Annotated in this window: 13 protein-coding genes; 5 read left to right on the top strand and 8 right to left on the bottom strand. The window is 65.1% G+C overall.

The features are described from left to right. Positions 1-57 precede the first annotated feature (57 nt). On the bottom strand, positions 58-933 hold the full coding sequence (locus METY_RS15110; RefSeq protein WP_103122226.1) for a transporter substrate-binding domain-containing protein: 876 nt from the start codon (positions 931-933) through the stop codon (positions 58-60). A 334-nt stretch (positions 934-1,267) separates the two neighbouring features. Then, on the bottom strand, positions 1,268-2,026 hold the full coding sequence (locus METY_RS15105; RefSeq protein ID WP_200819697.1) for a GntR family transcriptional regulator: 759 nt from the start codon (positions 2,024-2,026) through the stop codon (positions 1,268-1,270). Between the two features lie 469 nt (positions 2,027-2,495). Between METY_RS15105 and METY_RS15100 the strand changes: the two genes are divergently transcribed. Further along, positions 2,496-2,729: a hypothetical protein gene (locus tag METY_RS15100; protein WP_103122225.1), complete on the top strand. Its 234-nt coding sequence runs from the start codon at positions 2,496-2,498 to the stop codon at positions 2,727-2,729. 98 nt (positions 2,730-2,827) lie between these two features. After that, positions 2,828-3,124, top strand: a complete 297-nt coding sequence (locus tag METY_RS15095) for a PRC-barrel domain-containing protein (protein WP_103122224.1) — start codon at positions 2,828-2,830, stop codon at positions 3,122-3,124. Between the two features lie 556 nt (positions 3,125-3,680). On the opposite strand, the gene METY_RS15090 is transcribed toward METY_RS15095, so the two are convergent. The 3 genes from METY_RS15090 to METY_RS15080 form a co-directional block, all read right to left on the bottom strand. Then, positions 3,681-6,014, bottom strand: a complete 2,334-nt coding sequence (locus tag METY_RS15090) for a calcium-binding protein (protein WP_103122223.1) — start codon at positions 6,012-6,014, stop codon at positions 3,681-3,683. 681 nt (positions 6,015-6,695) lie between these two features. After that, positions 6,696-7,064 (bottom strand): SDR family NAD(P)-dependent oxidoreductase, encoded by a 369-nt coding sequence (locus METY_RS15085; protein WP_103122222.1) that lies wholly within the window; start codon positions 7,062-7,064, stop codon positions 6,696-6,698. Further along, positions 7,061-7,522 carry a VOC family protein gene (locus tag METY_RS15080; protein ID WP_103122221.1) on the bottom strand — a complete coding sequence of 154 codons (462 nt, stop codon included), beginning with the start codon at positions 7,520-7,522 and terminating at the stop codon, positions 7,061-7,063. The genes METY_RS15085 and METY_RS15080 overlap by 4 nt, the downstream gene beginning before the upstream one ends. 544 nt (positions 7,523-8,066) lie before the next feature. Between METY_RS15080 and METY_RS15075 the strand changes: the two genes are divergently transcribed. The 3 genes from METY_RS15075 to METY_RS15065 all read left to right on the top strand — a co-directional run bounded on the left by METY_RS15075 (position 8,067) and on the right by METY_RS15065 (position 10,817). Further along, complete coding sequence (locus METY_RS15075; protein WP_103122220.1) at positions 8,067-8,951, top strand: LysR family transcriptional regulator; 885 nt, start codon at positions 8,067-8,069, stop codon at positions 8,949-8,951. A gap of 131 nt (positions 8,952-9,082) precedes the next feature. Then, complete coding sequence (locus METY_RS15070; RefSeq protein ID WP_103122219.1) at positions 9,083-9,919, top strand: oxidoreductase; 837 nt, start codon at positions 9,083-9,085, stop codon at positions 9,917-9,919. Next, positions 9,867-10,817: an oxidoreductase gene (locus tag METY_RS15065; protein ID WP_244593677.1), complete on the top strand. Its 951-nt coding sequence runs from the start codon at positions 9,867-9,869 to the stop codon at positions 10,815-10,817. Before METY_RS15070 ends, METY_RS15065 begins: the two co-directional genes overlap by 53 nt. Positions 10,818-11,361: 544 nt before the next feature. On the opposite strand, the gene METY_RS15060 is transcribed toward METY_RS15065, so the two are convergent. The 3 genes from METY_RS15060 to METY_RS15050 are packed head-to-tail and all read right to left on the bottom strand — an operon-like array spanning position 11,362 to position 14,079. Then, positions 11,362-12,240, bottom strand: coding sequence for an NAD(P)-dependent oxidoreductase (locus METY_RS15060; RefSeq protein ID WP_200819696.1), 879 nt, complete (start codon positions 12,238-12,240; stop codon positions 11,362-11,364). Between the two features lie 13 nt (positions 12,241-12,253). Next, positions 12,254-13,513: a TRAP transporter large permease gene (locus METY_RS15055; RefSeq protein ID WP_103122218.1), complete on the bottom strand. Its 1,260-nt coding sequence runs from the start codon at positions 13,511-13,513 to the stop codon at positions 12,254-12,256. After that, complete coding sequence (locus METY_RS15050) at positions 13,510-14,079, bottom strand: TRAP transporter small permease (protein ID WP_103122217.1); 570 nt, start codon at positions 14,077-14,079, stop codon at positions 13,510-13,512. The genes METY_RS15055 and METY_RS15050 overlap by 4 nt, the downstream gene beginning before the upstream one ends. Between the last annotated feature and the right edge of the window lies 1 nt (position 14,080).

Below are 14,080 nucleotides of genomic sequence, written 5' to 3'. Positions count from 1 at the left end.
GACGCCCGTCGGGTGAGGCGGGACAGGCGGCTCACCACCGCCGTCACCTTCGGGCGGTTAGGAGAAGTCGGGCACTTTGTCGGCCAGCTTCATCTGCGTGCCGAACCACTTTTCCTGAAGCTTGTAGATCTCGCCGTTGGCCTTCAGGGCCTCGATGCGCTCGTTCAGGAAGCCGATCAGCGCCGTGTCCTCCTTCCGGGCGCCGATGCCGGCCCAGTTGCGCGGGCCGATGTCGCGGACGATGGCGTACCGGCCCGGGGCGTCCTTGAGCACCTGGGTGAGCGTCGCGAGCGAATTGATGACGCCGTCGACGGATCCTTGCGCGAGCGCGAGATAGGCGGCCGGATGGTCGTCATAGGCCTTCACCTCGGAGAAGCCTTTGCCAGCGCTCGCCTTCAGTTTCGCGTCGAGCGCGGCTTTCATGGTGTCGCCCGCAGAGCCGAGCTTCACGGCGAGCACCTTCCCGGACATGCCGTCGATGCTCTTGATCGTGTCGACGTCGGAGGAGCGGATCAGCATCTCCTGCGTCGCTTCGGTGTAGGGGATGGAATAGCCGACCTTCGCCACCCGCTCCTTGGAGTAGGTGAGCGAGGTCATGATGACGTCGAAGTTTCCGGCGTAAAGCGCGGGTATGACGCCGGCCCAGGCCGTGTCGATGAACTCCACCTTGACGCCCAGCGGGGCGAACAGCTGCTTGGCGAGGTCGACGTCGTAACCGACAATTTCGCCCTTATCGCGGAAGGTGAAGGGCCGGTAGGCCGCCTCCACGCCGACTTTCACCACGCCGGCTGTCTTGATCGCCTCCAGCGTCAGCGGCTCGGCCCGAACCGGCGCGCCAGTCAGCGGCAAAAGGGCCGTCGCCGCGAAGAGCAAGGCGGACAGACCCAGGAAGCGGCGCCGCGCGGCGCCGACGGACGAAAGGCGGGGTGACATGGCTTTCGCTTTCTATCTCAACGCGTTGCGGTGGACCAACCAGCGATCAGATTGCATTCCATCTGATTTACGTAAGCATATACAGCAGCTTAGATGGAAAGATCGAGCCTGCGTCCGCTTATAAGTTGAGCAGGATCCCGCCCATTTGCGCGCCGTCGCGACGTATGTGCGAAAAACCAAGGCCGGGCTGCGGCGAAAGAGCAGCCGTTTCCTGTTTGCAACGCGCGCCTTGGCGGCTCGTGGAAGCGCGACGCATGCCGCTGAGGCTGCTGGAGAAGCGCAGCGCCTGCCCGTTATTTCAGCCGAGAAACAGAATTTCGATGCGCGCTGGGCGTTAGATGACCGCCACCCGGTCCACGCCGGCACCGAGCGGCGCAGGCTCGCGAACCGCTGCGGTGAGGACCGCGCAGACGGTTTCGCCAGTGCGGAGCAGATGACGCTTCCAGGCGCGGCGCGCGGCGTCGGCGTCGCGGGCATGCAAAGCGGTCATCAGCGCCTCGTGTTCGCTCACAGACTCCTCCCACCGCCGCGGATCGACGATCGCCATATAGCGACCGCGCCGCGCGCGCAGCATCAGGTTGGCGTGGGTGGCGACCAGAACCGGATTGCGGGACAGGCGCACGATCCTGTCGTGGATCGCGCTGTTTAGCTCGAAGTACGGGTCTTTCTCCCGGCGATGATAGTGCGCCATCATGCGGGAGTGCATCTCGTTGAGCTCTTCGAGATCAGCCGGCTCCAGCCGCAGGGCCGCGATCTCGGCCGCGAGGCTCTCCAGCCCGGCGATGACCTCGAACAGATCCGAGGCCTCTTCCGCGGTGAAAGACATGATCCGCGCGCCCCGGTTCTGCGAGAGCTCGACCAAGCCCTCAAGCTCCAGAAGCTTCAGGGCCTCGCGGAGGGGGGTCCGGGAGACAGCCAGCGTTTCGCACAAGCTGCGCTCTACGATGCGCCCGCCAGCGGGCAAGTCGCCACGAATTATCAGATCGCGCAGCGTGGTTGCGATTTGATGCGCGAAGGGCTCGCGCCGCGACAGCTTGGTCTCGCGTGAGGACGACGGCGTCCGTCGCGTTTCTTCGCTCAGCCTCGATGGCAATGTCGGTCACCTGTCGCGCGAGACGTGAGCGGTTACCCATAAACTTATCGCCCCTACGGGCAAAGTGAGAGGCGGGGGTGGTAACGGAACGACCGATCGCCGCGCAAAGCAGCTGCGGACCCTCCCCCCGGTGACGTCGTCTGGGCGCCAGAGGCCGACATCGGGTTGGCGGCAGACAGCGGACCTATTGGCGGCGATGTTCGTCTCTGGCTCTGGCCCGCCGAGTTCTCCTGCTCCTGCGAGCGCCAGTGCTCACTCATGCTTCGGCGCGCGACGATGCTCGGTGTGAGGGTGCTGCTCTGGCTGTCGATAGCCTTGGCCGTTGCACGGGTGATCGGACTGTTCGCTTACGTGCGATTGCTGAGTTGATCGAAAGCTGATCGCCGAGACGTTTGGGAGGCGGGAACGGACCGGCCTGCCTAGCGCTTATCAATCGAGCGGCGTCAAGCCGCCGGCTGAGGAGCTTACGATGATCGACACGCCATATCTGTCTTCGGACGTCGAACCCAAGTTCAACGAGAAGACCCTGCCTTCGAGCGAGACCGCCGCGACACCCCAGCCTCCTATTGGCGAAGACATTAAAGATCTCGTCACCCCTGGCGACAATGCCGAGGTCGAAGCCAAAGCGCAGACAGGCGGCGATGGCGGGAAACCGGATGAGGCGAGCCCTGACGATGAGGAAGAGGCGCAATCGCCAACCTGACATCGCCTTCGCTTGCGAACGCAGGCCGTTCATAGGGGTTAGGAACGCGAAGTGATCCAGAGCGGTTGAGGGGGACAACGCATCCAAGGAGCAGAGCTATGGACCACAGCAAGCACGTGCGGCTGACGAGCGATGAACTCACCGAAGCGACGCTTGACGACGCGACCATCTATGGTCCGGGTGACGAGAAAATTGGTTCCGTAGCTCACGTCCATGGCTCCGGTGCGACTGCTACTGTCGTGATCGATGTGGGTGGATTCCTGGGGATCGGCGCGAAGCCCGTAGCGGTCGCCGCAACCGATCTCGACTTCATGCGCGATGAAGACGGCGATGTTCACGCTGTCACCACTTGGACCAAAGACCAGCTCAATGAACTTCCCGAGCATCACGACTAGACGTTCGTCCTTTTAAATAAGAAGTTGCCGCGGCGGCCGACTATCGCCGCGGCGAAATGTTTCAGATAGCTATAGCGGCTCTTAAGCCACGTGCGCCATTGTGGCTGGCATTGCAAAGCCCCTCGCCCCGCCGCGAAATCAGTCGTTAGCTCGACGCCGAGAGCGCCGTCTTTGTCGAGTGACCGCTCGTTCGTCGGCGTCATCCTCCTCCACATGCCTGGCCCACCGCAGCGCCGCTCGGCGCCAACAGCGGACATGCAACTCTCTTCCCAGAACAGACCTTTGCTCTGCCAGCATGTCTAACGTTAACGAAAGCCGTCCACCGCACCCGCGAGAGCAGGTGACCGAACGTGTCTAGGAGCGCGAAGTCGACACGGCCAAGTTGTCCACGAGGCCCTGACGGATTGATCAGCGTGCTCGAGCTGTCGGCAACAGCGCGCGTACGCCGCCGCGGCGCGGGCTCCCGCCAATCGTGGCCGCTAGCCCGCCGCGAAGGCGGCCTACCCGGCCGGCGAGCGGAGAGCTCCATCGCGGAGCTCGCCGCTCTGATGGGCCGTTAGGCCACCTCGAAGTCGGCGGCTTCGATCGCCGGCCGGCTCGTCAGAGTGGCAAACTGGACGGCGCTGTAGGCGTCGGCCGAGCCGTCGCGGTCGAAGAACAGGCCGCCCGTCGCGCGATCGTAGAGGATGCGGTCGTCAAGATCTGTGGCCGTCTGGCCAAGCGCAAACGCGCCCGTCGCGAGAGAACCGGACGCGAGGCCCCGGAAGACGAAGGCCGACAGCTCGATCCGGTCGACGCCGGACGCGAAGTCGGTGACGGCGTCCACGTTGGCCGCGCCAAGCGTGGTGTCCAACACGAACACGTCTTCACCATTCCCGCCCGTCAACCGGTCCGCGCCAAGCTTGCCGGAGAGCCGGTTGGCGCCGGCGGCGCCGAACAGTTCGTTGGCGAGCGCGTTGCCCGCGCCAGACAGGTCGCCGGCGCCGGTGAGGACGAGCTTCTCGACGTTCGCCGATAGCGCGTGGCTGACGCTCGACCGGACCGTGTCGAACCCGGCGCCCGCGCCTTCGGCGACGACGTCGCCCGCGTCGTCGACGCGATAGGTGTCGTCGCCGGCCCCGCCGCGCATGGTGTCCGCGCCGTCGCGTCCGTCCAGCACGTTCGCCGCCGCGTTGCCTGAAAGACGGTTCGCGAGGGCGTTGCCATAGCCCTTGACGGCCTCGCCGCCGGTGAGGACGAGGTTCTCGACGTTCGCCGCCAGAGTGTGGGTGACGGACGCTCGAACGGTGTCGACGCCCCCGCCAACGAACTCGGTCACCACGTCGCCGGCGTCGTCGATGACGTAAGTGTCGTCGCCTCCGCCGCCAAGCAAGGTGTCTCGCCAAAGCCCGCCCGCGAGGGTGTCGGCTCCCAGGCCGCCGTCCAGGCGATTGGCGCCGCTGTTGCCAGTAAGCCGGTTGGCGAGGTCGTTGCCCGCTCCCGAAATGGCGGCGGCGCCGGTCAAGATAAGATCTTCAACCTCGGGGGCGAGTCCGTATGTCACCGAACTGCGCACGAGATCATGGCCTTCGGCTCTGAGTTCAGTGACGACGTCGTTCACGTCGTCCACCAAGTAGACGTCGTCGCCGAGCCCTCCGACCATGGTGTCGGCTCCGACCTTGCCATCTAACGTGTTGCCGACGTCATTGCCTATGATCCGGTTCGCCAGCGCATTGCCGTAGCCCCCGACCGCTTGAGACCCTGTCAGAACAAGATTTTCCACGTGGCTCGACAGCGTCCACGTCAGCGATGACCGAACGGTGTCGGCGCCCCCGCCGGACAACTCCTTTGTGACGTCGCCAGCGTCGTCGACCACGTAACTGTCGTCGCCTTCGCCCCCGATGAGGGTGTCGGCTCCACCCATGCCGTCGAGCACGTTGGACGCCGAGTTACCCCTGATGATGTTGGCGATGTTGTTTCCGGTGCCGTCGATAGCATCACTGCCGAGCAACTTGAGCATCTCAATGTATTTGTAATCATTTTCGCCCCATTTATAGAGCGAATAACTCACCTTCGCGAGGACCGTATCAAAGCCGGCGTCCTTGGCCTCGCTCACCCCGTCTTCGAGATCATCGACGACATAGGTGTCGTCGCCGCGGCCGCCCTCCATCCCGTCCGCTCCGGCGCCGCCGTCCAGGAAGTCCGCGCCGTCGCCGAAATCAAAGAGCCAGTCGCCTCCATCTCCGCCATAGAGCCTGTCGTTTCCTTCCCCGCCGACGATTTCGTCGGCGTTATCGGTGCCGATAATGATATCGTCGCTGGCGGAGCCACGGATATGAACCGAATTATCTGTTTTCTCGCGAAAATCTACGCGACCGCTATGGGAAAGTCTGATCTGGAGCCAGTCGTCTTCGTTCTGCGTTCCTATCGTAATATAGTGAAAGGCATTGATCTGCTCTGGAGATAATGTCACTTCATTATATTGCGTGTCGAGAGTCTCGACTGAGGAGAGTTCAATTTTCGAGATATCAAATCCCCATTGTGAGATCCTTAATTGGTCGGCCCCCTCGCCACCCCGGAAGTTGCCAGAGGCACGCCCCCCAACCACGATGCTGTCGTCCCCACTCCCGGCGTCGACTGAATAAATGCCGGAGTATTCCGCATAGATAGCGTCGTTTCCGCCCCCCCCAAGGATCGTATCATCTCCGCCGCCCGTAACCGACCACTCATCGATAATGTCGTTTCCCGCTCCGCCGTTAATATAATCGTTGCCGGCCGAACCAATGATGTTGTCGTGATCGTCGGCCGGCCCTTCATCTCCTGGGAGGTTTGAACGATCCCAACCGAAAATCGTGCCCGGCCCTGTCGCCTCGATATAGTCTGGCGCGTTCGTTCCGTAAGTGACAGCCATGCTTCCCCCAAAGCCGACGAGCCCAGCGCCGGCGTGGCGATGCTAGGCTGGGCCGTCACTTTGGGAAATAGTGAGTTGGGCGCCTTCCACGGGAGCGCGGCCGGTCGACGGACGCCGCTTCCCGCACAACTCGGGCGGCAAGAACGCGAGACGTAATGCGGCCGACCGCCGTGTTAGATCGGCGCCGTCTGAGGGGTCCTTTCGCGTCATCCCGGTAATGATCGAACTATCGGCGCGCTGCTCTGCAATGGGGCAGTGGAGCAGGCATGCTAGTCATGACCAGTCGTTTACGGTCGGAAGACTATCTTGTTAGGTCAGGGGCTCGCCGAAGGCCAATGCATAAGCGCGCCAAATGCGGATCAGGGCCCGACGAGAACGCCGGCAACCGGACGCTGCCAAAGGCTGAAATGGGTCATACCGCGCACAGAGACGCGAAATCGCGAAGCGCCAAAGCGGATATTAGGGAACCGAGCAGATTCACCTCCGACCGGGCCAGCGCACCTGCCAGGCCGTGGAGAACGGTTCCGCGATCGCTGACTACGCTGAGACCGCCGGTGCCCTCGCCATTTTTCCGCGACGCGGGAGGCGAGTCCGGCGATCCGATGAAGGCGGCCAACGCGATCGAAGACGTCGCTGACGACGATCACCCGCGCCACCGCGCCTGCCGCTCGGTGTCTTCGCTTATGATGGGACGCTTGAGAAGTCCGAGATGGTGAGGCGCGGACCGCGAATGACGGGTTGGCCGCATCGATTGTCTGGAGCGATCCCGCTCAGCTCTGAAACAGTAGCGAGCAGACCAGCATGCAACACCCCCACACTGATTGTCGCCAAGGCGATGATGCGCATCGCGACGCGGACGCTCTCGGCGTTGGTGGCGTCGAGCACGAGGCCGTGAGCCTCAATGCCCTTGCCGGTGAGGCGCGCGACCAACGGATCGAGGTTTTTCGGGCTGCGGCTTGAGACAACAATTTTCCAGCCATCGCGCCCGAAGCGCTCGGCCGCAGCTTCGCCGATGCCGGGCCCCGCGCCGATGATGAAGAGCGCGCTCACGGCAGCACCTCGGCGAGCTCGATCAGGTTGCCGAACGGGTCGGCGAAGAAGGCGAGCTTGCGGCTGATCGCCGGCAGCACGAAGGGTTCGGTGACGATCGTCACGCCGCGGCTGCGCAGCTTCTCGACCGTCTCCTCGACGCTATCGACGTTCATGCAGAAATGATGGTAGCCGCGATACTTCAGGCTGTCGCCGAGGTCCGTGTAAGGCCGAACCTCCCGCGGCTCGGGATCGCCGCCGCCCAAGACCTCGATATAGAAGCGGTCGTCGGTCGCGGGAGCGAGATAGGCGAGCTGCTCGTCGGCGTAGTCCCATTCGGCGACGATGCGGAAGTCCAGCTTGCCGACATAGAACGCCTTGGCCTCGGCGAGGTTCGGGGTGCGGACCGCGACGTGGTGGCCGCGCATGTCGGCGAAAATCGAGGCGTCGTTTTTCGCGGGAGGAATGAAGTCGGGCATTGTTTGTCTCCGGTGGTTTCGCCGAGCCAGCGTCAGTGCGGCTCAGCCGGTGACCAGAGATTTGCGCATCTCGATTGCCGCGATTAGCTCCGAAGTTGTTGGGACACTGCTGAGCAGAAATCAGTAAATGTCAGACGCCTCATCGGCCGAAACGCAAAACGGCCGCCGACGCTGATGACGTCGACGGCCGTTTGGAAGTCTGGATGGATCGCCGGCTCGATCGCGAGCCGTGAGCTGGAGGGATCAGCCCTCGTTCTCGTTGCCCGTCCACTGACGGGCTGAGCGCTCGCGCTTGGCTGCGGCCGAAGCGTCACTCGGCTCGCGCTCGAAAATCCGCTGCAGCGACACCGTCATCGGCGAACGATCCGCGGCCGACTGCGCGGCGGCACCCGTATCGCGCCGATCGCATAGAGAGAGGTCTTCATCATCGTCTCCTGTCTGGTGACCGGGCCACGTCGCGGCCCCTGTGAGACGACTATTTGCGGAAAGCCGACGCGAAGATTAGAAGGAGAATGATCGAGACACTGCTGAGTAAGGATCAACAATGCGGACGACGGATCTTTCGGAGCTCGCCGCCTTCGACGCTGTGGCCCGCCACCGAAGTTTTCGTCGCGCGGGCGAGGAACGCGGCGTCACCGCCTCGGCCGTGAGCCACGCGGTCAGCAATCTCGAGGCGCGGATGGGAATCCGTCTGCTGAACCGAACCACCCGCAGCGTCTCGCTGACAGATGCCGGCGCCATGCTGCTTTCCAGGCTTTCGCCCGCCTTCGACGACATCGGCGCGGCTGTCGACGGCGTAAACCAGTTCCGCGACAGCCCGTTCGGCAAGGTCCGGATCAACATCCCGAACTCGATCGCGCCCTTCGTGATCGGCCCTGTCATCGGACCTCTGCTCGCTGCGAACCCCAACCTCGAGCTCGAGATCGTAGCCACCGACCGCCTCGTCGACATCGTTGACGAAGGTTTCGACGCTGGCGTCAGGCTTGGCGAGAGCCTCAGCGACGGCATGACGGCGGTGAAGATCAGGCCCCGGCTGCGTCTCGTGGTGGTCGGCTCGCCCAGTTATTTTGAGGAGCGCGGAACGCCGCGGTCCCCCGCGGATCTCGAACGCCACTCCTGTCTGCAGAACCTCTATCCGAGCGGCCGCCGCTACGCATGGGCCTTCGAGAAGAACGGAAAAGAGATCGAGTTCCAGCCCACCGGACCGCTGTCTTCCGACGACCACGAAGTGCTGGTGGAGGCCGCGATCGGCGGGCTTGGCCTCGCATATGTTTGGGAAGAGCGAGCTGCCCGCGCGATCCGCGATGGCGCGCTGGTCGCCTGCCTCGACGGCTGGTGCCAGCCCGAGGACTGGCTCCATCTCTACTATCCGACACGCAAATACATGTCGGCGGGCCTACGCGCGCTTATCCAGGCCATGCGAGTGTGACGCGTCGCCCATTTGCTGAAGCTCATTCAGCAGTATCGGAAAAACAAGCTCGCTTATCTGAATGATAGCCGCGGGGCTAACTCCAGACCGCGGCCCGGACCGACCGGGCCTCCCACCTGGAGAACTTGTCCATGAAGACCTGGTTCATCACCGGCGCGCCGCGCGGTTTTGGCGCTCTGATCGCCAAGGAAGCTCTCGATCGCGGCGACAACGTCGTGGCCACGGCCCGCAACCCCGAGGCGGTTACTAAGGCCCTCGGAGAACGACCCAACCTGCTCGCGATCAGCCTCGACGTGAACGAGGAGGCCAGCGCCTACGGGGCAGTCGCCGTCGCGATCCAGCGCTTCGGGCAGATCGACGTGCTGGTCAACAATGCCGGCTTCGGTCTGCTCGGCGCGATCGAGGAGAACAATGCGAGGGAGGTCAAGGCGGTTTTTCGTACCAACGTCTTCGGCCTGCTGTCCGTCACCCGCGCGGTGCTCCCGCACATGCGCCGCGAGCGGTCGGGCCACGTTATCAACATCTCGTCGATCGGCGGCTACCGCGCTTCGATCGGCTGGGGCGTCTACTGCTCGACCAAGTTCGCAGTCGAGGGCATTTCTGAGGCGCTCGCCGAAGAGGTCGCGCCGCTCGGGATCAAGGTTACGGTCGTCGAACCCGGCTATTTCCGCACCGATTTCCTCGAGGGACAGTCGCTCTCCACAAGCCCATCGATCATCGACGACTACGCCGAGACCTCGGGTGCAATGCGGACCACCGCGGCCGCCGTCAGCCTGAAGCAACCGGGCGACCCGACCCGCCTCGCCAAGGCGCTGATGACGCTCGCCGACGCTGAGAACCCGCCGCTCCGCATGCCGTTCGGCTCCGACACAGTCGCGGCGATCGAGGCCAAAAACGCCTTCGTGGCCGAGGAGCTTGCGGCTTGGCGCGAGCTCGCAATCTCGACCGATTTCCCGAAGGGCAAGTGACGCCCTCTCTGAAACCCTGAACGTGGCCTCGGAGCGCGAGGCCGCGAAGAGATCCATCATGACCCATGAACCGAGAACCTGGCTGATCACTGGCTGCTCGTCCGGCCTTGGCGCCGCGCTTGCCGAGGCCGCTCTGACCCGCGGCGACCGCGTGATGCTGACCGCCCGCAGGCCGGAGACGTTGACCGGCCTCGTCGATCAGTTCCCGAAAACCGCTCACGCCGTCATGCTTGACGTCACCGATCCGTCGAGCGTCGAATGCGCGATCGCCGCAACGGAAGAGGCGTTCGGAGCGCTCGACGTCTTCGTCAACAACGCCGGCTTCGGCGTCATCGGCGCAATTGAGGAGGTGTCGCCGGAAGAATACCGGCGCATGTTCGAGACCAACGTCTTCGGCCTGATCGAGGCGACCCGCGCCGCACTGCCGGCGCTCCGCCGCAGCCGCGGAACGATCATCAATCTGTCGTCGGGCTCTGGGATTGCGACGCGCGCGGGCTTCGGCCTATACAGCGCGACGAAGTTCGCAGTCGAGGCGATCTCCGAGGCGCTGGCGCAGGAGGCAAAGCCATTCGGCGTGCGGGTACTGATCGTCGAGCTGGGACAGTTCCGCACTGAGTTCCTGGGCCGCTCGATGACGATCGCCGAGGCCCGGATGCCGATCTACGATGACACCGCCGCCGGCATGCGCGACATGAGCGCGTCGATGAGCGGCAGGCAGGCCGGAGATCCCGCCAAGGCCGCCCGCGTCATCATCGAGGCCGTGGACGATCCGGAGGCGCCGCTCCGCCTGCCACTCGGCCCCGATGCGCACCGCAACATCGAGGCGAAGCTTGCCTCGGTCGCCCGCGATCTCGACGCTTGGCGCGATCGCAATGCGGCCACTGGATTCGATGCATAACCTGAAGGCGGTGGGCCAAACTCTGAGCCCGCCGCCATGGGCCTTTCGCGTCCGATATTCGGCGGTCATCGAATGACCGCTCATGGCGCGTCTCAGCCGTGAGCGCTGGTCCCGACCTGACCCATTGCGGACGTCAGAACCGTCCACTTCTTGGCGAGCAGCTCAAGCGTGTGAGGGGCGCTGCCCCAATCGTCGCGCTCTTGGAAGCCGCTTGTAGTCACCGCCGTACTTTTGCGAGGAACACCCTCAGCGACCCCGCGCCGCGGTGATGTCGCGATCCCGCAGGTTCTCGCCGCTGTTTATGTCTTTGACCTCCCCTTAGCCCCCGGTGAAGCGGAGCGCGGGTGGCCACTGAGCACTTCGGGAATGAGCGTCCCGCCTGCGATCAGGTCAGTGAAGTTTCTTTTTTCGTTCGAGCGCATCCTGCCGCTCGCCGACTGAGCCTCGGAGGGAGGCGACGTCTACGACAAGTTTCCGCTCACCACCACCCTTAGAACCGCCCTGCGCCGGGCTCTATCTCAGCCCGTGAAAAATGGACGGGCGCTCAATTCCTGCGGTTCAGCAGATCGTAGCTCTGTATCACCTGACTGTCGTCCCGATCTCCAGCGCCGCGGCCGGAGGCTGAGAGGAACATCTGGTGAGCGAGGGCCGCGAGCGGCAGCGCGGCGCGGGCGTCGCGGCCCGCCTCCAGCACGATGCCGAGGTCCTTCACGAAGATGTCGACCGCGCTGGTGACTTCGGGCGCGTCCTCCAGCATGCGGGGACCGCGGTCGCGCAGCATCCAGCTTGCGGCCGCCGAGCCGCCCAGGATTTCGAGCGCGACCGCGGGGGCGACTCCCATGGCCTTCGCCAGCGACAGCGCCTCGGCGGCGGCGGCCAGATGCACCCCGCAGAGCAACTGGTTCAGCGCCTTGACGGTCGCCCCTTGTCCCGGCGTCTCGCCGACATGGAACACCTTCGAGCCCATAGCCGCGAGCGCCGGCGCCACCGCGTCGTAATCGGCTTTCGGGGCCGCCGCCATGATCGTCAGCGAAGCGCTCCGCGCGCCGACCACGCCGCCCGAGACCGGCGCATCGACGAAGCGGCGGCCCGAGGCGGTCACCTCCGCGCCGAGCGCCGCCGCGGCGGCCGGCGGGCAAGTCGCCATCAGGACGACGACCGCAGCCTTCGGCAGCGCGGCCAGCGACCCGCCCTGGATCAGCGCCGCGCGCGCCTGGGCCGCGTTCACCACCATCAGCATCAGCGCGTCGGCGTCGGCGGCGGCGTCCGCGGCGGACCCGGCACCCTCTCCGCCCGCGGCCCCGAGCGCGTCCATTGCTGCCGGCCGCATGTCGAAGCCCCGGACGTCGAAGCCAGCCGCCACGAGGTTCGCTGCCATGGGCAGGCCCATGGAGCCGAGACCGATGAAGCCGATGCGGGTCACGGACCGTCCTTTCTCAGTAGATCGTTAGCGCAGGCACGTAGGTCACGAGCGCCAGCACCAGCATCGCCATGGCGAAGAACGGCCAGAGCTCGCGGGTGGTGGCGCCGAGCGACGTCCGGGCGATCGAGGTGGAGATGAACAGCGTCGTCCCGATCGGCGGGGTGTAGAGCCCGATGCCGAGGTTCAGCACCATGATCAGGCCGAGCTGCACCGGATCGAGCCCGATGGTGGCGGCGAGCGGCACGAAGATCGGCCCGAGCAGCAGGATCGCAGGGGGCAGGTCGAGCGGCATGCCGACGAGCAGCAGCAGCAGGTTCATGGCGAGCAGAATCAGGATCGGATTCGAGATCGTCATCGAGACCCATTCGCCGAAGCGCTGCGGCACCTGGTCGAAGGTCAGCATCCATCCGACGATGGCCGAGCCCATGATCACCAGCATCACCACGCCGGTCGCGATCCCGGCCTCCGTCATGCTGTCCTTGAACCGGGCCCAGGTGAGGTCGCGGTAGAGAAAGGCGCTCAACACCAGCGCGTAGACCACCGCAAGCACGGCGATCTCGGTCGGCGTCGCGATCCCGAAGCGCAGGCCGAACAGGATCAGCACCGGCATCATCAGGGCCGGGCTCGACAGCAGACCGAGGCGGACGAGCTCGCGGAAGCCGACCCGCGGCTCGGTGGAGACGTAGCCGCGGCGTTTGGCGATCCCCCAGCACACGGCCACGAAGCCGGCCGCCATCATCAGGCCGGGCAGGATACCGGCTGTGAACAGGTCCGAGATGCTGGTCCCGCTGACGAGCGAGTAGAGGATCAGCGGGATGGACGGCGGGATCAGGATGTCGATGACGGCCGAAGTCGCGTTGTTCGCGGCGCAGAGCGGCGCCGGGTAGCCCTGCCGCTTCTGCCAGGGGATCAGCACGGAGCCGAGCGCCGAGGCGTTCGCGACCGCGCTTCCCGAAACTCCGCCGAACACGACGGACGCGACGACGGTGGTGGACAGCGGGCCGCCGCGCCAGCGCTGCATGGCCTTGCTCGCGAAGCCCAGGAGTTCGCCGCCAAGCCGGCCGCCGAGCATCAGGCTGCCGGCCAGCATGAAGAACGGCAGCGCCAGCATCGGGAAGGACTGGGTCTGCTGATACATCTGCTGGGCGACGATCATCAGCGGCAGCTCGCCTTGCCACCACAGCGTGAAGCCGGCCGCGACGATCAGCGCGTGGCCGACCGGGATCGCGAGGAACATCAGTACGACGAAGACGGCGACGAGGAGCAGGGTCATACGCCGATCTCCTCCGGGGCCGGGGCCGGCATGGCCTCAGGGCCGAGAACCCCGACGCGGAGCGCGATCGCGAGCGTGGCGAGGATCACCGCGACGCAGCCCAGCGCGAGCGCGTAGTAGCTCGTGCTCGACGGCATCCCCAGCACCGGGCTGGTCTCGATCGAGACGATGTCGGCGACGCCGATCGCCTCGGCGCAGAGCACGACGTAGGACGCGATGACGATAGCGTGGCCGAGCAGCAGCACGGTCTTGACGCCCATGCGGTCGAGACGCGGCAGCAAGGTCTCAACCGCCATGTGGCCGCCCTTCTGAACCGCAAGCGCGACGCCCGCCATGATGAACCACGGGAACATGCGCTCCGGCAGCTCTTGCGCCCATTCGAACCCGCCGCCGGCGAGCACGTAGCGCGCAACCACGTTCGAGGTCAGCAGCACGAGCAGCGTCGTGCCGGTCGCAAGCACCACGAACCGGCAGGCGTGGCCAACGATCGCGTCGAGCACATGGGCGGCCCTGAGCGCGGGGCCGCCGCGCGCAGGCTCCGGTCGTTCCGGCGGGAGGGCGGTCATC

Origin of the sequence: Methylopila sp. Yamaguchi (assembly GCF_002897035.1) — a bacterium.
In the GTDB taxonomy this organism is placed as follows: domain Bacteria; phylum Pseudomonadota; class Alphaproteobacteria; order Rhizobiales; family Methylopilaceae; genus Methylopila.
Note: the sequence above shows the minus strand (reverse complement) of the source record. Positions and strands in the feature narration are given on the sequence as shown.